This is a genomic window from Methylobacterium sp. E-012 (assembly GCF_057836545.1).
The window spans coordinates 16,089-38,325 of record NZ_JBYQEY010000005.1; the positions used below are offsets into that span (position 1 = coordinate 16,089).

Annotated in this window: 33 protein-coding genes; 22 read left to right on the forward strand and 11 right to left on the reverse strand. The window is 65.3% G+C overall.

Annotation, left to right across the window (positions count from 1 at the left end; all coding sequences use genetic code 11):
- Window positions 1–174: 174 nt before the first annotated feature.
- Entirely contained in the window at window positions 175–549 is a 375-nt protein-coding gene (locus tag AC3IF1_RS29780) for a hypothetical protein (RefSeq protein ID WP_489220717.1), read from the forward strand.
- A 207-nt stretch (window positions 550–756) separates the two neighbouring features.
- Here AC3IF1_RS29780 and AC3IF1_RS29785 read toward each other — a convergent pair whose 3' ends face one another.
- Entirely contained in the window at window positions 757–1,119 is a 363-nt protein-coding gene (locus AC3IF1_RS29785; RefSeq protein ID WP_243972553.1) for a CsbD family protein, read from the reverse strand.
- Between the two features lie 164 nt (window positions 1,120–1,283).
- On the opposite strand from AC3IF1_RS29785, the gene AC3IF1_RS29790 reads away from it, so the two are divergent.
- From AC3IF1_RS29790 to AC3IF1_RS29815, 6 genes are all read left to right on the forward strand, one after another.
- Entirely contained in the window at window positions 1,284–1,727 is a 444-nt protein-coding gene (locus tag AC3IF1_RS29790; protein ID WP_243972552.1) for a hypothetical protein, read from the forward strand.
- Window positions 1,728–1,736: 9 nt separating this feature from the next.
- Complete coding sequence (locus AC3IF1_RS29795; RefSeq protein WP_243972547.1) at window positions 1,737–2,132, forward strand: phage holin family protein; 396 nt, start codon at window positions 1,737–1,739, stop codon at window positions 2,130–2,132.
- Window positions 2,129–2,548 carry a hypothetical protein gene (locus AC3IF1_RS29800; RefSeq protein ID WP_243972545.1) on the forward strand — a complete coding sequence of 140 codons (420 nt, stop codon included), beginning with the start codon at window positions 2,129–2,131 and terminating at the stop codon, window positions 2,546–2,548. Before AC3IF1_RS29795 ends, AC3IF1_RS29800 begins: the two co-directional genes overlap by 4 nt.
- Window positions 2,549–2,768: 220 nt before the next feature.
- On the forward strand, window positions 2,769–2,981 hold the full coding sequence (locus tag AC3IF1_RS29805) for a hypothetical protein (protein ID WP_489220718.1): 213 nt from the start codon (window positions 2,769–2,771) through the stop codon (window positions 2,979–2,981).
- On the forward strand, window positions 2,978–3,337 hold the full coding sequence (locus AC3IF1_RS29810) for a recombinase family protein (RefSeq protein WP_489220719.1): 360 nt from the start codon (window positions 2,978–2,980) through the stop codon (window positions 3,335–3,337). The genes AC3IF1_RS29805 and AC3IF1_RS29810 overlap by 4 nt, the downstream gene beginning before the upstream one ends.
- Window positions 3,338–3,349: 12 nt before the next feature.
- Window positions 3,350–3,493 (forward strand): hypothetical protein, encoded by a 144-nt coding sequence (locus AC3IF1_RS29815; RefSeq protein ID WP_489220720.1) that lies wholly within the window; start codon window positions 3,350–3,352, stop codon window positions 3,491–3,493.
- Window positions 3,494–4,403: 910 nt separating this feature from the next.
- Here the strand turns inward: AC3IF1_RS29815 and AC3IF1_RS29820 are convergent.
- The 5 genes from AC3IF1_RS29820 to AC3IF1_RS29840 form a co-directional block, all read right to left on the reverse strand.
- Window positions 4,404–4,832 carry a hypothetical protein gene (locus tag AC3IF1_RS29820; RefSeq protein ID WP_489220721.1) on the reverse strand — a complete coding sequence of 143 codons (429 nt, stop codon included), beginning with the start codon at window positions 4,830–4,832 and terminating at the stop codon, window positions 4,404–4,406.
- An 11-nt stretch (window positions 4,833–4,843) separates the two neighbouring features.
- A complete protein-coding gene (locus AC3IF1_RS29825) occupies window positions 4,844–5,077 on the reverse strand; it encodes a hypothetical protein (protein WP_243972539.1) in 234 nt (77 codons plus the stop codon).
- Complete coding sequence (locus tag AC3IF1_RS29830) at window positions 5,074–5,295, reverse strand: hypothetical protein (protein ID WP_243972538.1); 222 nt, start codon at window positions 5,293–5,295, stop codon at window positions 5,074–5,076. The genes AC3IF1_RS29825 and AC3IF1_RS29830 overlap by 4 nt, the downstream gene beginning before the upstream one ends.
- Before the next feature lie 327 nt (window positions 5,296–5,622).
- Window positions 5,623–5,916 carry a hypothetical protein gene (locus AC3IF1_RS29835; RefSeq protein ID WP_243972536.1) on the reverse strand — a complete coding sequence of 98 codons (294 nt, stop codon included), beginning with the start codon at window positions 5,914–5,916 and terminating at the stop codon, window positions 5,623–5,625.
- The gene (locus tag AC3IF1_RS29840) at window positions 5,913–6,593 is read right to left on the reverse strand and encodes a ParA family protein (RefSeq protein WP_489220722.1); all 681 of its coding nucleotides are present in this window, start codon (window positions 6,591–6,593) and stop codon (window positions 5,913–5,915) included. Before AC3IF1_RS29840 ends, AC3IF1_RS29835 begins: the two co-directional genes overlap by 4 nt.
- A 592-nt stretch (window positions 6,594–7,185) precedes the next feature.
- Between AC3IF1_RS29840 and AC3IF1_RS29845 the strand changes: the two genes are divergently transcribed.
- From AC3IF1_RS29845 to AC3IF1_RS29855, 3 genes are all read left to right on the forward strand, one after another.
- A complete protein-coding gene (locus AC3IF1_RS29845) occupies window positions 7,186–7,983 on the forward strand; it encodes a hypothetical protein (protein ID WP_489220723.1) in 798 nt (265 codons plus the stop codon).
- A gap of 564 nt (window positions 7,984–8,547) precedes the next feature.
- Window positions 8,548–9,339 carry a sugar transferase gene (locus AC3IF1_RS29850; protein WP_409564882.1) on the forward strand — a complete coding sequence of 264 codons (792 nt, stop codon included), beginning with the start codon at window positions 8,548–8,550 and terminating at the stop codon, window positions 9,337–9,339.
- Window positions 9,340–9,783: 444 nt separating this feature from the next.
- Window positions 9,784–10,536 carry an IS6 family transposase gene (locus AC3IF1_RS29855; protein ID WP_489220724.1) on the forward strand — a complete coding sequence of 251 codons (753 nt, stop codon included), beginning with the start codon at window positions 9,784–9,786 and terminating at the stop codon, window positions 10,534–10,536.
- Window positions 10,537–10,639: 103 nt separating this feature from the next.
- Here AC3IF1_RS29855 and AC3IF1_RS29860 read toward each other — a convergent pair whose 3' ends face one another.
- Window positions 10,640–10,891, reverse strand: a complete 252-nt coding sequence (locus tag AC3IF1_RS29860) for a hypothetical protein (protein ID WP_489220725.1) — start codon at window positions 10,889–10,891, stop codon at window positions 10,640–10,642.
- A 159-nt stretch (window positions 10,892–11,050) separates the two neighbouring features.
- Here AC3IF1_RS29860 and AC3IF1_RS29865 point away from each other — a divergent pair, with 159 nt between their 5' ends.
- From AC3IF1_RS29865 to AC3IF1_RS29875, 3 genes are all read left to right on the forward strand, one after another.
- On the forward strand, window positions 11,051–11,251 hold the full coding sequence (locus AC3IF1_RS29865; protein ID WP_243972529.1) for a hypothetical protein: 201 nt from the start codon (window positions 11,051–11,053) through the stop codon (window positions 11,249–11,251).
- 11 nt (window positions 11,252–11,262) lie between these two features.
- Window positions 11,263–11,466: a hypothetical protein gene (locus AC3IF1_RS29870; RefSeq protein ID WP_243972527.1), complete on the forward strand. Its 204-nt coding sequence runs from the start codon at window positions 11,263–11,265 to the stop codon at window positions 11,464–11,466.
- Between the two features lie 63 nt (window positions 11,467–11,529).
- A complete protein-coding gene (locus tag AC3IF1_RS29875; RefSeq protein ID WP_243972525.1) occupies window positions 11,530–11,856 on the forward strand; it encodes a hypothetical protein in 327 nt (108 codons plus the stop codon).
- A 30-nt stretch (window positions 11,857–11,886) separates the two neighbouring features.
- Here AC3IF1_RS29875 and AC3IF1_RS29880 read toward each other — a convergent pair whose 3' ends face one another.
- Together AC3IF1_RS29880 and AC3IF1_RS29885 are read right to left on the reverse strand one after the other, a co-directional pair.
- Window positions 11,887–12,174 carry a hypothetical protein gene (locus AC3IF1_RS29880; RefSeq protein WP_489220726.1) on the reverse strand — a complete coding sequence of 96 codons (288 nt, stop codon included), beginning with the start codon at window positions 12,172–12,174 and terminating at the stop codon, window positions 11,887–11,889.
- Window positions 12,175–12,406: 232 nt separating this feature from the next.
- Window positions 12,407–12,547 carry a hypothetical protein gene (locus AC3IF1_RS29885; protein ID WP_243972523.1) on the reverse strand — a complete coding sequence of 47 codons (141 nt, stop codon included), beginning with the start codon at window positions 12,545–12,547 and terminating at the stop codon, window positions 12,407–12,409.
- Window positions 12,548–12,884: 337 nt separating this feature from the next.
- Between AC3IF1_RS29885 and AC3IF1_RS29890 the strand changes: the two genes are divergently transcribed.
- On the forward strand, window positions 12,885–13,046 hold the full coding sequence (locus tag AC3IF1_RS29890) for a hypothetical protein (RefSeq protein WP_243953839.1): 162 nt from the start codon (window positions 12,885–12,887) through the stop codon (window positions 13,044–13,046).
- A gap of 9 nt (window positions 13,047–13,055) precedes the next feature.
- Here the strand turns inward: AC3IF1_RS29890 and AC3IF1_RS29895 are convergent, their stop codons facing one another.
- Window positions 13,056–14,558: a helix-turn-helix domain-containing protein gene (locus tag AC3IF1_RS29895; RefSeq protein WP_489220727.1), complete on the reverse strand. Its 1,503-nt coding sequence runs from the start codon at window positions 14,556–14,558 to the stop codon at window positions 13,056–13,058.
- Window positions 14,559–14,959: 401 nt separating this feature from the next.
- Here AC3IF1_RS29895 and AC3IF1_RS29900 point away from each other — a divergent pair, with 401 nt between their 5' ends.
- Window positions 14,960–15,511 carry a hypothetical protein gene (locus AC3IF1_RS29900; RefSeq protein WP_243972521.1) on the forward strand — a complete coding sequence of 184 codons (552 nt, stop codon included), beginning with the start codon at window positions 14,960–14,962 and terminating at the stop codon, window positions 15,509–15,511.
- Window positions 15,512–15,568: 57 nt separating this feature from the next.
- On the opposite strand, the gene AC3IF1_RS29905 is transcribed toward AC3IF1_RS29900, so the two are convergent.
- Window positions 15,569–16,150 carry a recombinase family protein gene (locus AC3IF1_RS29905; RefSeq protein WP_489220728.1) on the reverse strand — a complete coding sequence of 194 codons (582 nt, stop codon included), beginning with the start codon at window positions 16,148–16,150 and terminating at the stop codon, window positions 15,569–15,571.
- Window positions 16,151–16,849: 699 nt separating this feature from the next.
- Between AC3IF1_RS29905 and AC3IF1_RS29910 the strand changes: the two genes are divergently transcribed.
- From AC3IF1_RS29910 to AC3IF1_RS29940, 7 genes are all read left to right on the forward strand, one after another.
- The gene (locus AC3IF1_RS29910; protein ID WP_489220729.1) at window positions 16,850–17,152 is read left to right on the forward strand and encodes a hypothetical protein; all 303 of its coding nucleotides are present in this window, start codon (window positions 16,850–16,852) and stop codon (window positions 17,150–17,152) included.
- A 126-nt stretch (window positions 17,153–17,278) separates the two neighbouring features.
- Window positions 17,279–18,763 carry a PAS domain S-box protein gene (locus AC3IF1_RS29915; RefSeq protein ID WP_489220730.1) on the forward strand — a complete coding sequence of 495 codons (1,485 nt, stop codon included), beginning with the start codon at window positions 17,279–17,281 and terminating at the stop codon, window positions 18,761–18,763.
- Window positions 18,764–18,925: 162 nt separating this feature from the next.
- Window positions 18,926–19,108 (forward strand): hypothetical protein, encoded by a 183-nt coding sequence (locus tag AC3IF1_RS29920; protein ID WP_243972515.1) that lies wholly within the window; start codon window positions 18,926–18,928, stop codon window positions 19,106–19,108.
- Window positions 19,109–19,330: 222 nt separating this feature from the next.
- Window positions 19,331–20,287 (forward strand): PhnA-like protein, encoded by a 957-nt coding sequence (locus AC3IF1_RS29925; RefSeq protein ID WP_489220731.1) that lies wholly within the window; start codon window positions 19,331–19,333, stop codon window positions 20,285–20,287.
- Window positions 20,287–20,790 carry a YsnF/AvaK domain-containing protein gene (locus AC3IF1_RS29930; protein ID WP_409564883.1) on the forward strand — a complete coding sequence of 168 codons (504 nt, stop codon included), beginning with the start codon at window positions 20,287–20,289 and terminating at the stop codon, window positions 20,788–20,790. Before AC3IF1_RS29925 ends, AC3IF1_RS29930 begins: the two co-directional genes overlap by 1 nt.
- A complete protein-coding gene (locus tag AC3IF1_RS29935) occupies window positions 20,787–21,695 on the forward strand; it encodes a YsnF/AvaK domain-containing protein (RefSeq protein WP_243972510.1) in 909 nt (302 codons plus the stop codon). The genes AC3IF1_RS29930 and AC3IF1_RS29935 overlap by 4 nt, the downstream gene beginning before the upstream one ends.
- A gap of 111 nt (window positions 21,696–21,806) precedes the next feature.
- On the forward strand, window positions 21,807–22,193 hold the full coding sequence (locus tag AC3IF1_RS29940; protein WP_489220732.1) for a hypothetical protein: 387 nt from the start codon (window positions 21,807–21,809) through the stop codon (window positions 22,191–22,193).
- The last annotated feature ends 44 nt before the right edge of the window (window positions 22,194–22,237 follow it).

Consider the following 22,237-nt stretch of genomic DNA (forward strand, 5'->3'; position numbering starts at 1 on the left):
GCTCATCCTGCATCACGGGCCACGTCGCGTACCGGCACCTCGCCCTGAGGAACGGCACCGAGCCCCGCCAGCCCAAGATAGGATTGGGCGGCGGGGCCGAGCCCGCCCATCCACGTAAACCTTCGTTAACCACAGTTTCGGCACGTTGCTCGCTATCAGCCTGCAGGTGTCGTCATGAACCATACCCGTTCGCTTAGTGTCGACGATCCTGCTCTCGATTGCCCCGTTCCTCCGGAAACCCTAGGCCAGCTCGCCAAGGCCGACCCCGAGGCAGCACTCCTGCTCCTCGACGGTATCACGGAAGCGACCCGGGCGCAGCTCGCCGTCTGGCTCTACGGCCGCAGCCACACCCATGAGATCGGCGTGCGCGTCGCCGCAACGTGTGAAGGGGCGGCCCTACGCCGGGCCGCCGGTCTCGTCGGCAATGTCCTCTACGATCTATCCCGGCGCCCCTACACAGCACCAGCTCATGGCATGCATGGCGGTGGCGGACGGCGACAGGTCAGCCTCGGCGGCTCTCGCGGCTCCGCGGCCCGGGCGGTCGCTTAATAGCTCACCACCGTCACCCCGTTGAAGCACGATGAACGCTCTCAAGGATCACGGGCCCTAAGCAAGGCGGCGTTCAAGCGACGGGGCAAACGTCCGTCAAGAACGCGATGAAGGCCATACGGTCTCACTTTCGGCCTTATGCCAGACCGCTGGCCAGGCGGCCATATCATCACGGCTCGCCCAGCCTCGCGCACTGACCACGCCCTTCTATCGGCGGCCATGAATGACCAAGGCGAGCAGATAGCCAATCGCGCCGGCCAAGATGGCTAGGCCCAGCGGCGACTCCTGCGCGTGCGGCCTTAGCGCCTCGTTGCCGCGCTGGTACACACGCTGCGCGTCCGGATAACGCTCGCGGGCACGGTCGAACGTATCGCCGGCGAACTCCCGCGCTTGCCCGGCCGCATCGCTGAGCGTGTCCTTTGCCTGCCCGTACAGGTTCTGAGCCGAGCCCTTCAGCTCGGTGACCTTAGCTTCAGCCTGGGTCTGCTTGTCCCCGGTCAGGTCGCCAGCCGCGCCCTTGACCTTGCCGCCGAGCTCTTTCGCGGCGCCTTTGACACGATCTTCGTCCATGGCTCTCCCTCCTCAGTATCCGAACGGATTGGGGACATCGGGCCAACAACGCGTCAGGAGCGCCATTCGTCTCGACGGTAAGACCACGCAGTCGGCGATGCAGCGGAACCGTATGAGGTACTTATGGTTTCTCCTGATCGAGAGTGCCTCGGAGGAGCGGCCCAATGCCGAACGGTGCTCAGAATGATCAGGCGCGCGCGGCCGATCCAGGTTTTGGCGAAGCGCAAAGCTTTGCCAACGCGCTGCGCGATCAAACTCAGGGCTATGTCGAGAAGCGCAAGGCCGACGCGGCACGCCTGGTGTCGGACGTCAGCGGTGCCATCCGCGACGCGGGTGCCGGCTTCGACGGCCTGCCGCAGTTGAAGGAATTCTTCGATCAGGCCGCACTCGGCGTCGATGCGCTGGCCGAGGACATCTCGCGCCGCAGTTTCAGCGAGATGTACGACGAGGTCCACGCTGCGGTTCGACGCCGGCCCGCTCTGGCGACAGCAGCGGCTGTTGCGGCCGGCTTCGCGCTTTTCCGCATTTTCAATGCATCCAAGGTTCGGGCGATCCCGCGCTCGCATGCAGTCGTGCCAGTCGACGCCTTCCCGACGCCGGACGCATAGGGGGATAGAATGGCCGAGCCAGGATTGCGCAGCATCCCGATCCTTGTCGGCGATGCGGTCCGCGAGCTGCGGGATCTCGTCGGCGGCCAGATCTCCCTGTTCCGCACCGAGATGGCGCAGGGCGTTCACCGGATCAGCCTCGGTCTCAGCCTATTGCTCGTGGCAGCCGTGTTCGCCATCGCAGGCCTGTTCACGCTGCTCCTCGCCCTGGTGAAGGGCATCGCCGTCCTCATGCAATCGGATGCGCTCGCCGCGCTGATCGTGGGTGGCGTCTTCCTCCTCCTTGCGATCGGTCTTGGGCTGTTCGGACGCAGCAAGACGTCCCTGTCCACGCTGGAGCCGACCCGGACGGGGCGGCAGGTCAAACAGGACGCCCAGGTTCTCACGGATCGGATCGACACATGAACGACTCGCCAGACAAACTGGAGCAGGACGTTGAGGCGAGCCGTGGGCGGCTGGACCGGACGCTGGCCGATCTGCAGGCCCGGTTCAATCGCCCTGGGATCCCACGTGACTTTGCCGAACTCCGCCGGTCAGGGCAGGCGGCAAGCGCAACCGTCGAGCGGTTTATGGAGGATGTGCGGGTCAATCCAGTGCCGGCGCTGCTGATCGCGGCCGGCTTTGGGCTACTTGTCTACGAAGCCTTCCGAACGGCGGCGGAGCGGAGACGTCTAGTGGATATCACCGCTGGAACAGCAGTGGCCACGACGGATCGCCATCTACCGGAGAACCATCCAGACCGCATGCACGCAAGGCTCGACGACGCGCTGGAAGAAAGTTTCCCCGGCAGCGATCCTGTCTCGGTGCGGATCACGAAGTAAGCCCTTCGGAAAGCCGGCATGAAAAGCCGGGACCAGCCGTTGGGCTGCATCCTGGCTTCGCGCGCTCCCGACCGCACCGCGGCGGATAATCCTGATATGAGTTCGAGACCGGTTCCAGGAAGCCGCGGTGTATCGCCGGCGTCATCGCGGGCCGGTGTTTCATCCGGTTGAACGTCCGTTCGTGCATCGGTCACTCAGGGCCACAGGGAACGGGAAGCGCATGAGCACGGCCGTTTGCCCGCGCTGCGGCCTCACGGATTTCGGGACGGATCAGGAGGGGGCCGCCGATGCCGGAGCCTGGGCCGAGAAGTTCGTGCGCATGTGCGAGCACGTACACGAGCGCCGACACCTGAAGGACCTGCGGACCCACACGTGCCCCCATTGGGCCAAGGCCATGCAGGACGCCGCCGAGGCTCAAGAGAAGCGCCGGTGAGCGCCGGGGCCTTCGTCTCCTACCTCCGGGTCTCTACGGCCCGTCAGGGGCGCTCAGGGCTTGGCCTCGAGGCGAAGCGCCAAGCCGTGGCCGACTTCCTCGCCGGCGGATCCTGGCGGCACATAGCCGAGCTCGTAGAGGTCGAGAGCGGGGCGCGGGACACGCGACCCCGCCTCGCCGACGCCCTAGCGCTCTGCCGGATCCACGGGGCGACGCTCGTGATCGCGAAGCTCGACCGCCTCTCCCGTGATGCCGCCTTCCTGCTGAACCTGCAGAAGGCCGGCGTGCGCTTCGTGGCGGCCGACATGCCCGAGGCGAACGAGCTGGTGGTCGGTATCATGGCCGTCATCGCGTAGGCCGAGCGGAAGATGATCTCGTCACGCACCAAGGCGGCGCTGGCAGCCGCCAAAGCTCGCAGCGTGCAGCTCGGCAATCCAGGCAACCTGCGCAACCGGGATATCGGCCCGGGCAGCGGTCGCGCGCACGCGCAGGAGCGCAGCCCGCGCCGCTGACCTCGCGCCGATCCTGGCAGATGTACGGGCTGCCGGGGCAATGTCGCTGCGGCAGGTAGCGGCGGCACTTAATGCTTGCGGGATCCCGGCGGCGCGGGGTGGGGCGTGGACGGCGACCCAGGTGCGGCGAATACAACAGTGAGGATCAAAGGCTGCTCGCCCGAGGTTTATTCAATATCCCCACATTTTGACAGGAGGATCGCCATGGGCTTGGCCGCATTTATTGTTTTTGTCGTGCCGTGGGTGCTGTTTGCCACGTTTTTTAACCGCGTACCGAATGTTCTTCGCCTGGGTGCCGCTCCAGCCCCTTGGCGGTACCTCCCGACAGGTCGGGAAAAAGCCCATGAGCAGCGCCGCCAATCGGACATACGCACTGCTGAACGTGTCGGCTCAGCAAGTGGGGGCAAGCCCACCACAAATATGCAAGACGGAGGGTCATTGGGCTCAAGCGTGGAGCCGTCCGAGCCAGGCGACAAGATTTAGCGGGGACTCACCTACGGGGTAGCAAGGACGCACATCGAACCCGCTAGGCCCAATGCGGGTTGGCGCTTCTATAAACCGTAGGAGGCCAACCCCATGCCGCAGATGTTCGACTGGATCTTCTTCGCCATCATGATCCCGTTCCCGGCCTTCCTGGTTTGGGATTTCATGAAGCACCGAGACACGTCCAAGAAGGTCACGTAGCTCTGATTTTTGGCCCACGAGAGTGCGGCCCGCTCGCCGGCTCGTGATCGCCCTACCCGCGCGGGAAACACTGCCGTGACAGGCGTGCAGCAGGGTGAGCGTATGACCCTACCAACCGCTCAAGCCCTCGGTGTCATGGCATGCGCCATGGCCGCGTCCGCTATCTACCTGTGGAGCCTCGTGCAAGGCATCCGATCTGCCGCTAGCGATCCGCTTCACAGATAACTCACCTATAAGGGCCGCCGAGCAGATCACCCAGCGCCTTGCGCCTAAACAGCGTGCGCCAACGCCGGCGCCGATGCTCCGGCCGATCATGGATCATGTGGCAGCGTTGGCAGAAGGCCACGAGGTTAGCGCTCGCGGTGTCGGCGGTGTCGTGGTTCCGATGCGCCGCGGCGAGCACAACGCGGGTCGTGCGCACGAGCGCCAGCACGTCGACCATGCCAAGGGCGAGGCGCGCGCTGCACCCTCGCCCATCGCGCCACGCGGCCTTCTCAGCGTCCCACCAGCGGCCGTCTCCGAGATGGTAGACCAGCTGCCCGTGCGGCCGCCCGCACCCTTCGCAGCGACCGCCGGCGCGCCGAAAACGGATCACGGCCGAGAGCTGCGGCCAGTCGATGGGATAGAAGAAGCGGTGCTCGCGCCGGATCGGCATGGGCGAAAGGCCTACGCGCCCTGGTCGCGTAGCGCCTGCCTCAGCTCCTGCAGGGCGGCGATGTTGACGGCCATGCGCCGCGCCTCGGAACGCGACATGCGATCGGAGCTGGCCCGCTGCTGCGTCGCATCGGCGAAATAGACGTGAGCCACAGGGAAGCCGTTGGCGTCCTCGATCCGGAACGCATCCTCGAGCTCCACGGCCTGCCAGGGGGCCGGGAAGCGGCGGGCGGATGGCTCGCTCATGCAACCGCCCTCCCCCGGACCCGAGCCGCGATTTGCCAGGCAGCCGCCTCGGCCCGCATCCGGGCAAGCTCGTCTCTGAGGGCCACGTTCTCGACGTGCAGCCGCCCGGCGTCGGCCGCCGTCACCATGAGCATATCCTGCGCCCCCGCGAGCTGCTGCCGAAGCTCGGCGACCTCGAGTTCGAGGGCGAGGCGCTCGACGTCAGTGTGAAGCGTCATCGCCGGCGCAGCGGCGCCCGCTCGAGGGCGAGCACAACAACGCCGATGCCGCCTAAGGTGCCCGTCAATGTCACGAGGAAGGCGGCGGTGATCATGTCGAGCGTGAGCCTCTGGCTATAGCTGCCTTGCCAAATGTTGGCGTGCGACGACGGCGGGGATGTGCCCTATCGAGGAACGCCATGACGAAGGCGCCCAAGCCGAGCACGGCTGCAGGCGCCAGGATGAAAGCGGCGAGGGTCATTCCGATCCGGGGCCGCTGACCGCGCCAGCTGCAGCTGCGCCGAACGCCGCTGCCAGGACCGCAACGAGGGCTGCCTCGATCATGGCTCAGACCCCGATCTTGGCGACGAGCCGGCCGAAGCCTTCCCGGTAGCTCATGCGCTCGCGCTCGCACCAATCCACGAACACGTTGATGTCAGCGATGGCGGCCCGCAGGTTCAACTGGTCCGTAGGCTCATCCACAGCGATGCGGCGCTTGCGTCGGGTTGGAACCTCGCGGCTCGGGAACCCGAGCTTCTCGGCTACGCGATCGATCTCGCGGGCTACAGGCGGGGTAGGCTCGGGCGCGGCCGGCTGGATCTCGGCGAGCTTGCCGAAGCCGAAAGAGGGCTTGGTGTTCACGCGGCGGCCTTCCTGTTGAGGCTGCTAACGAGCTCGATGATTTCGCCCGCCAGGCGCTCGGCATTTTCCTGCGCGGCAGTGAGGCCGTTCACGAGCGCCGGGTCGAGCTCGGCGAGCGTCCGGCCATAAGTGAACATCGACTTATAGGCGGCCCGTTCGTTCAGATGAGTGGTGAGGACCGGGATGCCGGCGCCCCGCAGCTCGTCAATGATGAGCTTCTCGTTCCGCGTCGGGATCGCCGGCGAGGTCCGCGTGAACAGGACCCGGAACGGGATCGCCCGGCCGACCACCTGCTCTTCCTCCTGCACGAGGCCGACGGCTCGAGCAGCCTGAGCGGCGTCGACGGCCGAGGCCTGCATGGGGATCAGCACTAGGTCCGAGCGCATGATAGCCCGAGAGACCATGCGGCTCGCCGTGCCCTCGAGGTCTACGAGCACGAACTGACGTGCGGCACGCTCGGCGTCTATCGCCGAGACGATGCCGCTCTCACCGACGTCGCCGAGCACCTTCATGGGCGTGCCACTGCCGGCTCGAGCCCACGTGGCGACGGGCCGGTTCGGGTCACAGTCGAGCATGGTCACGGTCGCGTCGTGAGCCGCCAGCGTCGTGCCGAGCACGAGCGCCGTGGTCGACTTCCCTGCCCCGCCCTTGGGGTTGGCAATCGATATGACAGGCATTCCGCCGCTCCCCTGCTGGGACATAGAGAGCGGCAGGATAGAGGCTGGGTCGGTTAGCGAACCGTTAATCCCATCTGCAAGACCCTGAGCCGGTATCGGCCGCATGCCTCGACGCTCGTACGGGTTCGTCCGCTTGGCACTCCTATGTTACGTTGCGGGCCGCTCCCGCTAGAGGATGATAGCTAGCGCTAGCTCGTGGGAGCGCACGGGTGCGCTCGAGAGCATTCCGAGGCTTTCAGGGCCAAACTGCCAGGGGAGGAATTTTCGTCGCGGGCCGACCATGCAACTGTGCAGGTTCGGGCGAGGGGCCGGCCTTCAGCGGGCAGCTCGGCCGTTTGACACAGGAGTTGCCGAGCCGACTATGTGGGCAGCTGCATAAGCGGCGAGTCGAGGGCCTAGAAACACGAAACCCGCCACGAGGGCGGGTCACGTACCGGCCGAGGCCGGGGATAGATCATCGTTTGGCGACATGATCCTCCCCGAAATCGATGCCCGCGGTCAAGAGGAAAACCACGGTTTTCCTCAATGGCGGAGCTTTGCCCGCACGTGCCTGCGCCCCTGCGGCTGGTCTCGCGACCAGGGGTGCGGAGCTTTGTTCATTTTCGAGGAGATGCGCACCGCCGTTGAGGCGGCTGCGCTCGACCGGCTCGGCGACGTCGCCGCGGCTGTCTGGAAGGCGTACGGGGCAGGGGGCCTCACGGACGCTGAGGCTGAGCAGCTCGACGGGCTGTTGAACGCTCGGCGCGGGGCGGCTCGCGCGGCGCCCGTGAAGATGAGCACGCTCGCGGAGCCCTCGACGCAGCTGGCGAAAACCTGCGCCCCTGCTACTGAAGGGCAGAGGGCAGCGGCGCCAGCGTCCAACCGCGCGCATCATCGCACCGGCTCGCGCGCCCGAACGCCTGAGAGCCTCGCCAGGCGCCGCCGCATGGCCGCCGGCGGCTACCTGCCGCCCGCTCTCGTCGCAGCCTTCACACAGGGCGAGCAGGCCGTGCTGGCCATCGTCGCCATGGAAGTCGGGAAGTGGGGCAAGTGTACCCTGGCCCTCGGCCACATGGCGGCCCTCGCCGGCGTGTGCCTCACCATCGCCAAGCGCGCCTTGCGCCATGCCCGCACGCTTGGACTGGTCGAGGTCGAGGAACGGAAGGTCTCACGCTCGCGGAATGATACGAACGTGGTCCGCGTTACGAGCCGCGCATGGGCCGCTTGGCTTCGCACGCGCTTGCCCCGCAGCAGCCCCGCGGCTTTCGGAGGCAGAGGGGGCACAGGTGTGCCGTCCACGAGTATCAATTCTCGTTACAGAGCGACGTCGACCCGTGAGAATCGTGGAAAGGGGCTCGCTGCACAGCTCGAGTGCAACGCCCGGCCTACGGCGCGCGCTGCAGGCGCCTAAGGCAGCCGCTTCGCTCACGTGGACGGCGAGCGGCTGCCTTAGGCTCTCGAGCGGATGAGCTCTATCCTACAGCCGCGCGGCCAGCGGAAACGGCGAAAAGCTGCCGAGGGGTAGCGGGCCACCCCAGATGCGCAGGCCGGTGAGAATCGTGCGCAGGTCGTACCTCGCCTGCAGCCATGCCGTGTCATCATGCCGGCGGTCGTCTAATCGCACGCAGCAAACGACACGGTGCCTCAACAAAGCTGGCTTCCACTTTCTACACGCGCCGCACTATGGGTCGTTCGGATGAATTTGACGCGCCGCACAAACGCCTCATCGGAAAGCGTTATCTCGACATATGCCCGGTAGAAAGTGCGTAGTTTATACGCAGATAACCGATGCAGTATGTCCCCAGCCCTAGCAACCAATTTGCGGCCAAGCTGCCACGTCTGGAGCGTTTTTCACGTATTTGTGCTTTCAGAAACACTTGGCCGCCAACTTGGCAAGACAATTGCCGTTTGCTAGAGACTGGAAAGCGATAAATTATTAACCCACGCCATTGGCCTCACCCGAGGAGTTGAGACCATGCCCCGTCATGCCGAAGCCCCCATCTCAGCTGCTGTTTTTGCGCCGCAGCATGAGATTGAGATATCGGGAGCAACTGAGCACGTGGCGGGTCAGTTGATCGTGCAGTTGAGTAACGCCGCCGAGATGGTAGGCGACACGGTCCTACCCGAGACGCCGTTCGTCGCCCGGGGCCTGCGCCTAAACTGGGCTGCCAAGCGCGGCCTCGATATCACGGTAGCAGCCACAGCCCTGTTCCTGCTCCTACCGCTGCTTCTGGTTATCGCCGCCCTGGTCTGGGCCGGCGACGGGCGTGCGCCGATCTTCCGTCACATGCGCCTGGGCCGCGACGGGCGCAGCTTCGGCTGCCTGAAGTTCCGCTCCATGGTAACCCACGGCGAGGCCATGCTGGCTGCCCACTTGGCTGCCAATCCGCAGGCCCGGGCCGAATGGGATGAGACCCATAAGCTCATCAACGACCCACGCATCACAGCAATCGGCCAGGTCCTGCGCAAGACCTCGCTCGACGAACTGCCGCAGCTGTGGAACGTGCTGTGCGGCGAGATGAGCCTGGTCGGGCCGCGGCCTATCGTGCCGGCCGAGGTCGCCCGCTATGGTCAGGCGTTCGCCACCTGCTTTGCCGTCCCACCCGGGGTTACCGGGCTGTGGCAGGTGTCTGGGCGCTCGGACACAAGCTACGCCGAGCGCGTCGCGCTGGACCTAGACTACGCCAGTCGCTGGAGCCTGCGCCGGGACCTGGCGATCATGCTGCGCACTGTCCCGGCGGTCCTTGCACAGCGTGGAAGCCGGTAACGCGCCCTCAAGGAGCGCGGGTTCAACTTCCTCGAACACGGGGGCGTTTTTGCACAGGTGCCAGAACTGCATCGTGCCCGCAGCGTAGGCAGTTAGGCCGACAAGCATCCAGTGCATGGTCGTATCCCCTAGCACCCTCAGCGCATCGTCATACTGACACGCTTGCTGTCTTCCTACGTCCCCATTTAGGTGACGAACTCTGGCAATATATTGTCCAACGTCGCGATTTTTCGACCGCATGCGGCAATTTATTTCACTTGCACCGCGCCGCCCGAAAGCCAGTTTTCCGGCGGCAAACGCGCAAACCAATGACAGCCAGCCTCGGCGTGAGGGCGGTCAGAGCCTCGCGGAGGGCATCTTCATCCGGGCCTGTCGCAAACCCGTGGCGTTTACCCCGCGTTGACCATACGACCTGCGTGGCGCCTTCCGTTTCGGAGGCTGCCCATGATCCTGTCCGCCATCGCCGCCAAGCTCAAGCAGCGCGCCAAGGCCGACTTCCGGGGCCGGCACATCGAGGCGGCGCTGATCGTCCAGGCGGTGTCCTGGTACCTGCGCTACCCGCTCAGCTACCGTGACATCGAAGAGCTGTTCCTGGAACGCGGTCTGGAGGTGGACCACTCAACCCTGAACCGCTGGGTGCTCGCCTACGCGCCGCTGATCGAGAAGCGGCTGCGCGCATTCCGCCGGCCACACTGCGGCTCGATCCGGATCGACGAAACGTACATCAAGGTGCGCGGCGAGTGGCGCTACCTGTACCGGGCCATCGACAAGCACGGTGACGCGGTCGACTTCCTGTTGACCGCCCGGCGCGATCTCGATGCGGCCAAGCGGTTCTTCCGTAAAATGCTGGCGGACCAGCCGCTTCTCGCCCCTGATCGGATCGGCACGGACGGCGCCGGAACCTATCCGCCCGCCATCGTAGCTGCGAGGAGCGACGGCCTGCTACCCCGCACACCCATCCACTACGTCACCAAGCACCTGCAGCAAGGGATCCAGGGCGACCACTTCCGGGTGAAGCGGACGATGACGCGGGTCGGCGGGTTCCGCTCGTTCCATACGGCGCGCCGCACGATCTGCGGCTTCGAGGCCATGCTGTGGCTGTGCAGGGGCTTCGGCTTTGCCGGCGCCTGGACCGTCCACGAGCAGAACCAGATGCTGGCTCACTGCTTCGGACTCGCCCCTGCGAACAAAGCATGAAACCGCGACGGCAGAGGTCCTTCCGCGCCACGTGTCTGGGTTTGCGACAGGCCCTGCCGGACTACTTCGATCTCGGCGTTGAAGGCGGCGCGCTCGCGCGGGGTCATGATCCGTGCTTCTCGCGACTTACGGTTTTCGGCTGGGCCGCGTAGCTTTTCAGCGCCTCCCGTCCCGCGTCGGTAATCGCCCAGCGGCAGACACCTTCCTGCGCTTCCTGCGGTAGAGCTTCGGCGAGGCCTCTGCGCGCGAGCGCGCGAACGTGATGGTTCTTCGTGCTGTAGAAGCGCTGGCCGCGCGACAGGACCTCGAGACAGTAGCGTGCGCTGGCGGATAGCCGAGGTCGATCTGCGGCCACAACGATGCTCTCCCTGCCGTCCGCTGCTCGTTAGGCGCGGTGGGCAGAAGGGAAATCCTGTCGGCTGGCCTGAGGTTCAGTTCGGGTGCAACGCGCGACTGCCAATGCAGGACCTTCACTGCCACAATCCGCGTTGCTCTCAGGAACGGAGAGCATCCGATGCCCAGCGAGCCGAAGATCTCGAACACGCAGACCGTTGCTGACATGGAGTACGACGCTGAGCGCTGGGCACGCGTCGGTGCCGAGCAGAGGCCCGATCCCAAGAGGGCTGCACCGGCAATCGAGGGGAAGCCCGACGTCGGTCTGTCGCAGAAGGGCACCGACGAGGCGGCGATCGTGAAGCGAGAGACGGACGTTTGAAGGGAGGCAGCATGGCCGATAAACCTAGCGACACGCAGGCTCAGCGGATGCCTAAGGGCAAGCCGCCAAGCGAGGGACTGGCGAATACCCCGCAGGACACTGCTACCGGCGCGATCAAGCCGCAGGACGGCCCGATGGAGCGGGCAGGCACGGAGAAGGAGGAAGTTGCGCGAGGCGGTACGAGCCTCGGGGCCGAGCGCGACAGATCCGACTGAAAGTCGAATGGCCTGCCCCGTACCTGAGTCCTCAGAGAACCTACGTCTGTGCGAGGCTTCAGAATGGCAGGCGATATCGTCCCCCAAACTCGCGGCTGGCGGGCAGCCATAGCAACGGCAGAGGAGGCAGAGCCGCCGATCCTGCGGATGAGCGGCGAAATTGAACTCGGCAATACGAACGAGCGGCCAAGCCTCAGCTTGTCTGAGCCGGCAAGCCCCGATCCATCGGTGTTGGTCCTAAACCTCGATGTCATCATCGACGGACCGAGCGAGTTGGCGATGCATTGGGTGGGGGTCGAGTTCCAGTACTTAGTGCCGGAAGCGCCGCCCGCGAGCGTCCGGCTGCTCTGGATGGGCGTTGAAATCGCCTTTCTATCTGTGACGGCCTGAGATGGCCGCTGGAGAAAGCGGGGTGGCCGTTCACGACCGCGCCCTCCTGTTCGGCCCTAGCAGCAGATCCGCCCAGGCAGCTCGCAGGATCGCGGTCCGGGCGTCGGCACAGGTTGGGCTGGCGGCGGCGACAGCATCGGCCAAAGCCTCCAGCGCGGCGAGACCGCCGGCGGCATCGGCCTCAATGCCCTTCCGGCGCAACGCGCTCTTGAAGGCTAGAACGGCCGGACTGTCCGACCCATGACGCTCGATGCTGGCGAGCAAGCCCAGGATCTCGGCGGCCGTGGGCCCGCGGGCAGCATCCTTACGCGGGCTCATCGTGCAGGCTCCAAAAAGTCGGACAACGCCATGTGTGGGTAGAGCCGTCTCGCGGGCTCAGCGGAACATGCGACCGGGTGCGTCTGTTACTGGCCGAAATTCGGAGGAACACATGATGAAGCGCATCATTGCCGGAGGGCTGATCGCGGGCGCCCTACTCGCCATACCGAGTGGGCCCGCTTCGGCGCAGAGCATCGATGTCGGCCCGGGTGGCGTTAGAGTCGATCCCCGCTCACCGAGAGAGCGAGATCGAGACGACATCCGCCACGAAGAGCGCCGCGAGGAGTTCCGCGAAGAGCGGCGTGACCCGGTCCGCCGCGAGGAGCGTCGCCGCGAAGATGACGATGATTGAGCTGCTGCGGGCGTGATCCATCGCTTAGGATGCGGCGGCCAGAGTTCCCTCAGTCCGGGTGGCGTTCGGGTCGATCCGCGCAGTCCACGCGAACGGGAGGATGACGCGATCCGCCATGAAGAGCGTCGCCGCGAATTCGACGAGGACGGCCCGCCGTCTCCAAGTGATCGCTATCGAAAACAGCGAGCCTCAAGGTTGAAAGCGGCGGGGGGCGAGCTCTGCCGCTTCTGCGAGCGGACTGACAGTAGCTTGCCCGTCGGCACAGCCATTGCACACGAAGCTTCACCATGATCTGAAGCCCGACACTCGACGACTCCTCTATGATCGGCGAGTTCGATCCGGTCGAATGGGCCCCGCCATGAACCTCGTCACAATCCTCCTCATCGTCCTGATCGTGCTGGCCCTCGGCGGCGGCGGCTACGGCTACTACGGCGGTGGCTACAACGGCATCGGGGGTATCGGCCTAGGTGGTGTGCTGCTCATCGTGCTGATCGTGCTGTTGGTAACCGGTAGACTCTGAGCGTTCAGCTTACTCCCGCCTCGCCTCAGCATCACGGAACAAATCGCGGAGGCGAAGACGCGCCCATTCACCCAAGCGATGCCGCCCACTCTCCACGTTCGCCACATGAGGCTGACGACAGCCGAGCTTAGCGGCCAAGGACGCTTGCGAGAAGCCGAACGTCCGGCGCAGAAGCCGGATCTGGCCGCCGAAGTCCCGGGGAGAGGGAAGGTCGCGGAACAGAACGAGCTGGCGAGGCAGGAAGGGGGGAGACAGGCAACCACCCCCGGGCATATGTGGAACCGTAGGGCTAGAAACGTTGACGCGGCAAGGCTTTGGCCGCTTGAGGACGAACTCGGCGCTCTCCTCCATGATCTCCGCGACGCGGCTCTCATAGCGGCGAGGCGTCAGCATACTGTCGTGCACCGGCAGCACGGGAATACCGACCGCGATGCAGCGCCGGACAGCCCGCACGGTGATCCGGCTGTCGATGTTCATCAGCGCAATGCCACGGTCGGCATGCAGGTATCCGGCAATCGGCGCGTTGCGGCGCGCGAGGGCGGCGAGGAGGTCGGCGGTCTGCGCCCTGGACAGCGTCCAGCGGGGTTTGTTTGCCAACGCCGCGATCGTTCCCTGAGGAGTCTTCGTGTTCAGGGCGACGTTGAAGGCAAGCTTACCGTGCTCGCGCGAGAACTCGCCCGTCTCGTAGGCGTCACCGTCCAGACGGCATCCGCACAGCGCGTAGAGCAACGAGGGATGCAGTTGCGCAAAATCGGGCTCGACCACCGGTTCACCGTCGATCACAAGGCGGCGGCGCCAGCGGCTGGGTAGGTTCTGCCACCAGCCGAAGGCGCGCCCGCCCAAGGCGAACGAGCGGCGATTGAAGATGCGGTAGAGGGCGCCTTTGGTCGGTCGGTAGTAGGCGCCGTCGACGACGATGTGGTGGCGCGAGCGGACGACATCAGGTCCGGGCAGTTCCACTCGCAGGGACGCCAAGTCGGCATTGATCGCCCGTAGTTCGCGCGTCATCCGTATGGTCGCGTCCGTGTCTTGATAGTCGACGAGGTTCCCGTCCGCGTCTTTGAGGAAGATTGGCCCGATCAACTTATGATGAAACTCGACGTCGGAGCACGCCTCCGCCAACTTCGTCGAGGCCCGGAAGCGCGACTGCCAGCCCAAATTGCCAGGCGATGCACGCTCCTCTTCGATCAGGCCCTGCCGCAGCAGCTCTTCGACACACGATAGTACGTTCGTGTAGGTGAAAGCCGTACCATGGTAGCGGCGCCGACCGGTATAGAAGGCCTTACGGCGGGAATACGAGACGTAGCGGCCCTCTTCGTGAGCGAGCATAGCTTCCGCGATGATGTGTTGGCGGGCGATCTCACGATCTGTGCTCTGCATCGATGTGAACACTGACGAATTCAAGGTTTCTCCGGTCCGCGGCCGCCAATGGAAGGTGAGGGGACGGTCGCGTTCGGCAGGCGGCTCGTCACCTAGTTCGAGAGGCCACGACCATCCATCCAGCTGCACCATCGATCGATCCTAGCGGACGTGTACGGTTCACGTTCCTAACTTAGGCCGACATTTTGTTCATGTCTTGTTCTCATGGGGTGCCTGTGGATATCTCCTGACGAGGGGCATATTCTCGATCCCCGATCACCCGGCTGGCCGATCGCAAAGGACTTGGACGACCTGCTCGCGCTGACGGCCCACGACACACGGCAGCCTTTGATTGGGAATTCAAAAAACCCCCGTTCGCCACATGATTTCGTATAATCTCGGCGCTGATCTCGGCGCTGAGCGTTCTAGATGGTCGACGCTTGTCTCGCAGTACGAGAGCGTTTCGAGGGTATGAGATCGTGGGCGGATACGGCAGTGGGCGTTGCGGTGGCCGCCCTACCACCGACGATGGGCTGAAGCTCGACCTTCCCCGCTTGCTGAGGCAGCGCAACTTCGTACCCGAGTGCGGGCTAACCGGCACCCTGACTTGGACGAACACCCGCACCGCCGCTCGCGTCGGCTCGATCGGTTTCGAGAGCCAACTCGATCGTGAGAGCGGTCGTGTCCGTCTGCACTATACGACCACCCGCCAGAGTGGCGATACGCACCAATCGGACTATTGGATCCAGCTGGAGACGACACCCCAGCCCTTGGGCGGCCGACGCTGGTGGTTCCTCTGCCCCAAACTCGGCATCCGTGCCGCGACGTTGTACCTTCCACCCGGTGCCCTGCTTTTCGCCTCGCGCAAGGCCCACCGCCTCGGCTACCGATCTCAGCGCGAGACTCCGCAGGACCGTGCCCTCTCCCGTGCGTTCAAGCTGCGCCACCGCATCGGCGCAGACGGCGGCATCGGAGACCCAATCGCTAAGCCGAAAGGTATGCGATGGGTCACGTTCGATCGTGAAATGGATAGGATCTGCGGCGCCGAGGCAATCTGTGACGCCAACCTAGCGGCGTTCGCACGCAAGCTCGGGCTGCGCGTCTGAGTCATAGACCTGGTTTTTCCCGTCTATAAAACGGGGTCCCAGGCAACGGCGGCCGGCTCACCCATTGAGAGTAACGCTATTGGCTCGTGCTCGTGGAAAGTAGCTGTAGAAGGTGTCCCGGTTGACCCCGAGCCGTTTGGCGATGTCGGCTACGCTGATCGTGCCAGCCGCCAGCATCGCCCGGCCGGCCTCGATATCAGCCTCGGAGAGCTTCCTCGGCCGGCCGCCCTTGCGGCCACGGGCGAGCGCCGCCTTCAGGCCCTCCATGGTGCGCTCACGGTTGAGGTCGAGGAAGTACTCGGCCATGGCCCCGTGCATCTGCAGCGCGAAGCGGCCGTGGGCTGTGGCAGAGTCGAACTGCTCAGTCAGGCTCCGGAAATGTACGTCCTTCACGCGCAGGCCGTCGATGGTGCGCATCATCTCGACGAGTGATCGCCCGAGCCGATCGAGCTTCCAGACCACGAGCACGTCCTCGGGGCGCAGGTAGGCCAGTGCCGCCTCGAACTCCGGACGCTTGGTCCCGGCCTTGCCAGACTTCTTCTCCTCGAACAGCCGCTCGCACCCGGCCTTGGTCAGCGCGTCGCGCTGGAGGTCGAGGTTCTGATCGAGGGTGGAGACGCGGGCATATCCGATGAGCATGTCGGGACAGTGCCAAAATACCGTTTATCCGGCAATAGAAAAGCCGACACATTTTTCCGACAGAAACAGCGCAGTTTCAGGCGGGTTACGATCAGCTTCCGCGCTGCGTCCGGAAAACGATCGTTTTTCGTACATGATTGCCCAAGCTACTTACCGTTGAGTTCTAATAGGGCACGATCCTTGGAACGCTGCCGTTGGAACTTGGCCGCTTGTTATCGGCTCGAGCGATTGAGGCGGCGTTCACCCCTTTGGTAGGATGTTCCTCGGTATGCAGCTCGCCGATCGGAAACGACCATGCCGTCAGCGAAGGGTTTAAAATCGAGTGATCCGAGGCGCATGACGCCTCGGTACTAGATAGCCTACTTCGACGCGCTCGCCACAGGGCCGCTGCTAGCCAAGCCGCACACGGCGCGCCGCCGGGCCGGCGAGATGGCACGGATCTGCCCCTATCCCGATGTCGCCTCTGCGGGCTTGGCGAAGGTTAGGACCGCACTCGAGACGCGCGGCTCGTCGACTCCTCCGTCCTAGCGCTGCCTTCACATAACGCAGCGTTCTGAGATCGTGCGTGTCGCCCGGGTTCGAGAAACTGCTCCCACCTCGTAGCGGTCGCACAAGATTGGATCTTTCGAGAGCACACCACCGCTAACGCGTCATTAACCACATCGGTTGTGCACTGCGAGGTGTCCAGAGGGACTAGCCATGCGCCACATCTACGTCGTGCCCGGTCTGCGTCTGCGGTTCGCTGGCCGCGACGAGACCTTCGACGAAGGTGTCGAAATCGGACTCCTCGCGGCTCAACTCGCATCGGGCATAGCCGAGTTCTCGATGATGTTGGCTGCTAGCACGCTGGACCAAGCACGTATGCTGGCGACGAATATGGGCTACCGCCTGCACGTGACGACGATGGATGAAGGCACGGTCGAGGTCATGTTTCTCACCGGAAGCCGCCGGCCCAAACTACAACTTGTCTGTAACAACTCCTTCTCACGCTTAGATGCGTAATTTCTTGGTCTGAGACCTGCTCGACCAGTTCATCTAGGGCGATCGGTGAGATAACGGACACTCAGACGCGACAGTCTGAGCTTTTCCTCGCATTCGAGCGTTGGCGCTTTGGATGGAGATACGCCGATGGCCGATGCGGTTCATCACATGCAGATGCGGCAGATCGTGGCCGGCCTGTCCGAGGGCGTGATCCTGATCGAGCCGGATCAAACCATCGCTTACGCCAACGATGCCGCCGTGATGATGCATGGGGTGACAGATGTCGGCGATCTCGGCGCCACCGTGTCCGAGTACCGCGCGAACTTCACGCTGCACTACCGCAATCATCGCGAGATCGGCCCGCTGCAGCATCCGCTCGACCGCGTGCTCGCTGGCGAGGTGTTCCGCGACGTCGTGGTCGAGCTGGTCCCGAAGCGAGATCCCAAACACAGGTGGATGCACCGCATCCGCAGCCTGGTGACGACCGATGCGGCCGGCACGCCCAACGGCCTGGCGCTGGTGATGCAGGACGTGAGCGAGCGCTACCAGGCCGAGGCTCGGTTCGAGCGGATGTTCAATGCCAACCCAGCCCCGGCGATCATCTGCCGGATCGCCGATCTGCGCTTCGTGCGGGTCAACAACGGCTTCCTCGACCTCACCGGGTACCATCGCGACGATGTCCTCGGCCGGACCTTCTGCGAGATCGACCTGCTGCGCGAGGCCGAGCGGCGCGAGATGGCGATCCATCACCTGCACCAGGGCCACACCATCCCGCAGATGGAGGCTCAGCTCGCAACCCCTTGTGGGAAGGGCCGCTACGTGATCGTGGCCGGGCACGCCATCGAGATGCCAGGCTCTGGCGGCGTCGAGCCGTGCATGCTGTTCACCTTCGCCGACCTAGAAGATCGCCGCAAAGCCGAGATGGCCCTGCGTCACAGCGAGGAACGCTTCGCCAAGGCGTTCGACCTCTCACCGGTGCCGAGCGCGTTGCTGGACGCGGACGGGCTGGAGATAACCAGCGTCAACCAGGCCTTCGCCACGACGTTCGGGCACATTCCCGATACCGTCGGCGGCCAGTCGCTCGCCGATCTCGCGCTCTGGGTTGATCGCGCTGAGCAGCGCAAGTTCTCCCGCGATCTCAGGCGGCTTGGCAGCGTGCGCGGCTTCGAGGCTGTGCTGCAGGATGCAGCGGGCGCGGAGATCGACTGCTTGGTCTCGGCCGAGCGAGTGAGCATCAACGATGAGGCCTGCGTGCTGTGCGTCCTGCAGGACATCACCGCTCGCAAGCGCTCAGAGCGCGAACTGATCACCGCCATCGAGGCGGTGATGGCGGATGCGTCGTGGTTCAGCCACGGGGTGATCGATAAGCTGGCGACCCTGCGCCACCCGCCGCGCACCGGCCGGCCCTCGCTCGGGGTCGAGAACCTGACGATCCGCGAGCAGGACATGCTCACGCGGATCTGTCAGGGCGCGACCGATCGGGAGATCGGCGCCGAGCTGAAGCTGTCGCCGAACACGGTGCGCAACCATGTCTCAGGGCTGTACCGCAAGCTCGGGGTCAACCGCCGCAGCGCGGTGGTGGTGTGGGCGCAGGAGCGCGGCATCGGGCCCAACATACGCACCCAGCGCTGACACGGACGAAAACCGTGACAGAACTACCAAGCCGATTTGGTACAAATGTACTTTATGTAAATCATCGGAACTTCTAATAAATCGCCTGATTACACGGTGGTAGCTCTGCTCGCACGAGCATCTCGGAAGATCATCCCGGCGGGTTGATGTGAGGAGATCCGTGTGGCCGGGCGTCGGAAGGTGCTCTCACCCGACCATATCCGGGCGCTGATCAAAGAAGCCATCGGCATCATCGAGGGCGACCGGGCGATCCAGGCGGAAGCCGCCGCCGAGATCGCCGCCATCGAAGCCGCCTACGCGTCGTCGAACCCCGAGCCAGGACCCAAGCGCTCGACCCGCTCGTGATGCTGGAGCACGAGCTGACACACGGCCGGCAACCAGTTCGGTCAGCCCGGTGTCGCGGGGCTGAACTTCTGCAGACCTGCTCGTCCCCGTCGTCGGCGCGGTGGTCGGGCGGCGGCTCGACCACGCCCTGATCGGCCGCCGCCGGGTGCTCTGAGCCCAGCCAAACCCGCTTCTGCCGCTCCCGGCCGAAGATCGAACCAAACTGACCTGAGAGTACCGAGCATGGCGTTGACACCTGACACCACCCGTCCGGCCTACGACCGCGACCTCCCCACCGCCAGTGCGGTCTCCCCTGCGGAGGACATGCGCACGATGGCGCTGCACTCCATCTCCTGGGGCGCGGTGTTCGCCGGCGCGGTGATCGCGCTGGTCGCCCAGGTCATCCTGAACATGATCGGGCTCGGGATCGGGCTCTCGACCGTCGACCCGGCCGGCAACGGCACCCCGACCGCCGGGTCGCTCTCGTCCGGCGCCGGGATCTGGTTCGTGATCTCCGGCATCCTCGCCTCCACCGCCGGCGGCTGGCTCGCTGGGCGCCTCTCGGGCAAGCCGGCCAACACCACCACCGCCTATCACGGGCTGATCGCCTGGGCGGTTTCGACCCTGGTCGTCGTCTACCTGTTGTCCTCGGCGGTCGGCGGCATCGTCAGCGGCGCGTCGAGCGCGGTGTCGAGCACGCTGGGTGGCGCCGGCAACCTCGTCGGCGGCTCGGTGAAGACCGCCGCGCAGGCCGCCGCCCCGTCGCTGCCGGGCATGGACAACCCGTTCTCCAACATCGAGAGCCAGGTCCGCAATGGCACCGGCAATGACCCTGAAGCCCTGAAGAACGCCGCCGTCAGCGCGATGCGCGCCGCGGTGACCGGTGACGCAGCCCAGCAGAAGGACGCCCAGGAGAAGGCCGCCCAGACGCTGGCAAAGGCACAAAGCATCCCGGTCGATCAGGCCCGGACGCAGGTCGCCCAGTACGTGCAGCAGTTCAACGACACTGTTGCCAAGACCAAGGAGCAGGCCAAGCAGGCGGCCGACACCGCCGCCCGCGTCGGCTCGCAGGGGGCGCTCTACGGCGCCCTGGCGCTGATCCTCGGTGCGCTGGCCGCCTTCTTCGCGGGCCGCGGTGCGGCGGTCGATCCGGTGGTGAGCCACACGGGCATCACCGCCACGACCCAGCGTCGGATCTGATCATGAGCGATCCCGCCGCCAGCCAGCCGAAGCTCTCACGGACGCAAGGCGTAGAGACGGCGGAGGTCACTTTGGGCGAGGAGGTGGTTCTCCCGCTGATCGAGGAGACCGCTCGCATCGACAAGCAGGCGGTGGAGACCGGGCGGGTGCGGGTCTCGACCCGGACGGAGACCGTCGATCAGGTTCTGCGCGAGAGCCTGCGCAGCCAAACGGTCGAGGTCACCAGGGTGCCGGTCAACCGGACGCTGTCCGAGGGCGAGGTGCCCCCGGTGATCCGCGAGGAGAACGGGGTGACCGTCATTCCCGTCCTCGAAGAGATCCTCGTCGCCGAGAAGCGCCTCGTCCTGAAGGAGGAGGTGCACGTCCGCCGAAGCTCCGCGGATGAGGACGTCGAGGTCCCGGTGACGCTGCGTAAGCAGCGCGCCGTGGTCGAACGCGTGAGCCCGGACGGCCACGCCAGCGAACAGATCGATCCCCCTTCAACTCAGGAGACAGCACCATGACGCAGACGATCACCGCGCTGTTCGATCGCCCGGCCGAGGCGCAGGCCGCTCAAGCCAAGCTTGTCGCTGCCGGCATCCCGCAATCAGCGATCAAGCTGGTGCAAGGTGCCCAGACGGCGCGCACGAGCGGCTCGTACGACTACCACAAAGACGAGGGTGGCTTTTGGGGCTCGCTCAAGGACTTCTTCATGCCCGAGGAGGATCGCTACGCCTACAGCGAGGGCCTGAGCCGCGGCGGCACGCTGCTGACCGCGAGCGTCGAGCCGGCGCAGACCGAGACGGCCTACGATATCCTGGAACAGCACGGCTCGGTCGACCTCGACCAGCGTGAGAGCGCGTGGCGCAAGGAAGGCTGGAGCGGGTACTCGGCGACGGGCGGCACGACAACGGCCAGCTCGACCACGGGCACGACAGCAACCGGAACGGCGGCTACAGGCGCCGCGGCCCTGAAAGGTGCCGGGACGACCACGGGCGAGACCGACTACATCCCAATCGTTGAGGAGCGGCTTAACGTCGGCAAGCGCGTGGCCGAGAGCGGCCGGGTGCGAGTTCGCTCCTTCGTCGTCGAGAAGCCGGTTGAGGAGCAGGTCACCCTGCGCGACGAGACCGTGCACGTCGACCGGCGCGCGGTCGACCGGCCGGTGACGGCGGCCGACGAGGCCTTGTTCGCCAGCAAGACCATCGAGGCGACCGAGATGCGTGAGCAGGCGGTGGTGTCGAAGGAGGCCCGCGTGGTCGAGGAGGTCGGCATCCGCAAGGACGCGGGTCAGCGCACCGAGACCATCACCGACAAAGTGCGGCATACGGAGGTCGAGGTCGAGGATGAGCGCGGCAACGTCAGCCGCACTGGCACGGCCGGTACCGCGACCACCGGCACCACGCCCAGCACGCGCAAGCCGGTCTGATCGACATGAGCGGCGCTGCCTGGAGCTTGGATGCACCGGGCAGCGCACCCTGCCGATATCAGACGTCGGATCGGCCGTCCCTCTACTGCCACCAGACAAACAGGCCCTACCATGTCCCTGAACCGCTCAATCCTCATCGTGTTGCCGTTGCTCGCAGCAGCGCCAGCACTGGCGCAGACGACCGTCACTGGGCAGCCGGCGACAAATGGTGCTTCCAGCGCGACGTCCGGCGGCCAGAACGCCGTGACGCGGCCGAACACCGATCACGCCCACGACGGCAAGACAGCGGCCATCGGCACGGGGGCGAACGCCAAGCTGGAGCGGGGCGCCAACAGCTTCACCGAGGGTGAGGTCCGCCGGCGGCTCGAGCGAGCCGGCTACCACGAGGTCAAGGATCTGAAGAAGGATGGCGACGGCATCTGGCACGCCAACGCGATGTTGGACGGCAAGCCTGCCAGCGTCGGCCTCGACTTCAAGGGCAACGTCGCGGTCCAGTAGCCGGTCCCCTCGCTCGATGTGTCCCACCCGAATATCTCGGAGTC

Coding starts and splice junctions, on each gene's coding strand:
- AC3IF1_RS29830 (WP_243972538.1), bottom strand. CDS start 5,295: ATGACGCTTCACACTGACGTCGAGCGCCTCGCCCTCGAACTCGAGGTC.
- AC3IF1_RS29935 (WP_243972510.1), top strand. CDS start 20,787: ATGACGCAGACGATCACCGCGCTGTTCGATCGCCCGGCCGAGGCGCAG.
- AC3IF1_RS29895 (WP_489220727.1), bottom strand. CDS start 14,558: ATGGTGCAGCTGGATGGATGGTCGTGGCCTCTCGAACTAGGTGACGAG.
- AC3IF1_RS29805 (WP_489220718.1), top strand. CDS start 2,769: ATGAGCACGGCCGTTTGCCCGCGCTGCGGCCTCACGGATTTCGGGACG.
- AC3IF1_RS29785 (WP_243972553.1), bottom strand. CDS start 1,119: ATGGACGAAGATCGTGTCAAAGGCGCCGCGAAAGAGCTCGGCGGCAAG.
- AC3IF1_RS29790 (WP_243972552.1), top strand. CDS start 1,284: ATGCCGAACGGTGCTCAGAATGATCAGGCGCGCGCGGCCGATCCAGGT.
- AC3IF1_RS29820 (WP_489220721.1), bottom strand. CDS start 4,832: ATGCCGATCCGGCGCGAGCACCGCTTCTTCTATCCCATCGACTGGCCG.
- AC3IF1_RS29905 (WP_489220728.1), bottom strand. CDS start 16,150: ATGCTCATCGGATATGCCCGCGTCTCCACCCTCGATCAGAACCTCGAC.
- AC3IF1_RS29875 (WP_243972525.1), top strand. CDS start 11,530: ATGGCAGGCGATATCGTCCCCCAAACTCGCGGCTGGCGGGCAGCCATA.
- AC3IF1_RS29885 (WP_243972523.1), bottom strand. CDS start 12,547: ATGGATCACGCCCGCAGCAGCTCAATCATCGTCATCTTCGCGGCGACG.
- AC3IF1_RS29880 (WP_489220726.1), bottom strand. CDS start 12,174: ATGAGCCCGCGTAAGGATGCTGCCCGCGGGCCCACGGCCGCCGAGATC.
- AC3IF1_RS29800 (WP_243972545.1), top strand. CDS start 2,129: ATGAACGACTCGCCAGACAAACTGGAGCAGGACGTTGAGGCGAGCCGT.
- AC3IF1_RS29915 (WP_489220730.1), top strand. CDS start 17,279: ATGGCCGATGCGGTTCATCACATGCAGATGCGGCAGATCGTGGCCGGC.
- AC3IF1_RS29825 (WP_243972539.1), bottom strand. CDS start 5,077: ATGAGCGAGCCATCCGCCCGCCGCTTCCCGGCCCCCTGGCAGGCCGTG.
- AC3IF1_RS29940 (WP_489220732.1), top strand. CDS start 21,807: ATGTCCCTGAACCGCTCAATCCTCATCGTGTTGCCGTTGCTCGCAGCA.
- AC3IF1_RS29890 (WP_243953839.1), top strand. CDS start 12,885: ATGAACCTCGTCACAATCCTCCTCATCGTCCTGATCGTGCTGGCCCTC.
- AC3IF1_RS29870 (WP_243972527.1), top strand. CDS start 11,263: ATGGCCGATAAACCTAGCGACACGCAGGCTCAGCGGATGCCTAAGGGC.
- AC3IF1_RS29865 (WP_243972529.1), top strand. CDS start 11,051: ATGCCCAGCGAGCCGAAGATCTCGAACACGCAGACCGTTGCTGACATG.
- AC3IF1_RS29925 (WP_489220731.1), top strand. CDS start 19,331: ATGGCGTTGACACCTGACACCACCCGTCCGGCCTACGACCGCGACCTC.
- AC3IF1_RS29910 (WP_489220729.1), top strand. CDS start 16,850: ATGCGCCACATCTACGTCGTGCCCGGTCTGCGTCTGCGGTTCGCTGGC.
- AC3IF1_RS29780 (WP_489220717.1), top strand. CDS start 175: ATGAACCATACCCGTTCGCTTAGTGTCGACGATCCTGCTCTCGATTGC.
- AC3IF1_RS29850 (WP_409564882.1), top strand. CDS start 8,548: ATGCCCCGTCATGCCGAAGCCCCCATCTCAGCTGCTGTTTTTGCGCCG.
- AC3IF1_RS29840 (WP_489220722.1), bottom strand. CDS start 6,593: ATGCCTGTCATATCGATTGCCAACCCCAAGGGCGGGGCAGGGAAGTCG.
- AC3IF1_RS29855 (WP_489220724.1), top strand. CDS start 9,784: ATGATCCTGTCCGCCATCGCCGCCAAGCTCAAGCAGCGCGCCAAGGCC.
- AC3IF1_RS29815 (WP_489220720.1), top strand. CDS start 3,350: ATGATCTCGTCACGCACCAAGGCGGCGCTGGCAGCCGCCAAAGCTCGC.
- AC3IF1_RS29795 (WP_243972547.1), top strand. CDS start 1,737: ATGGCCGAGCCAGGATTGCGCAGCATCCCGATCCTTGTCGGCGATGCG.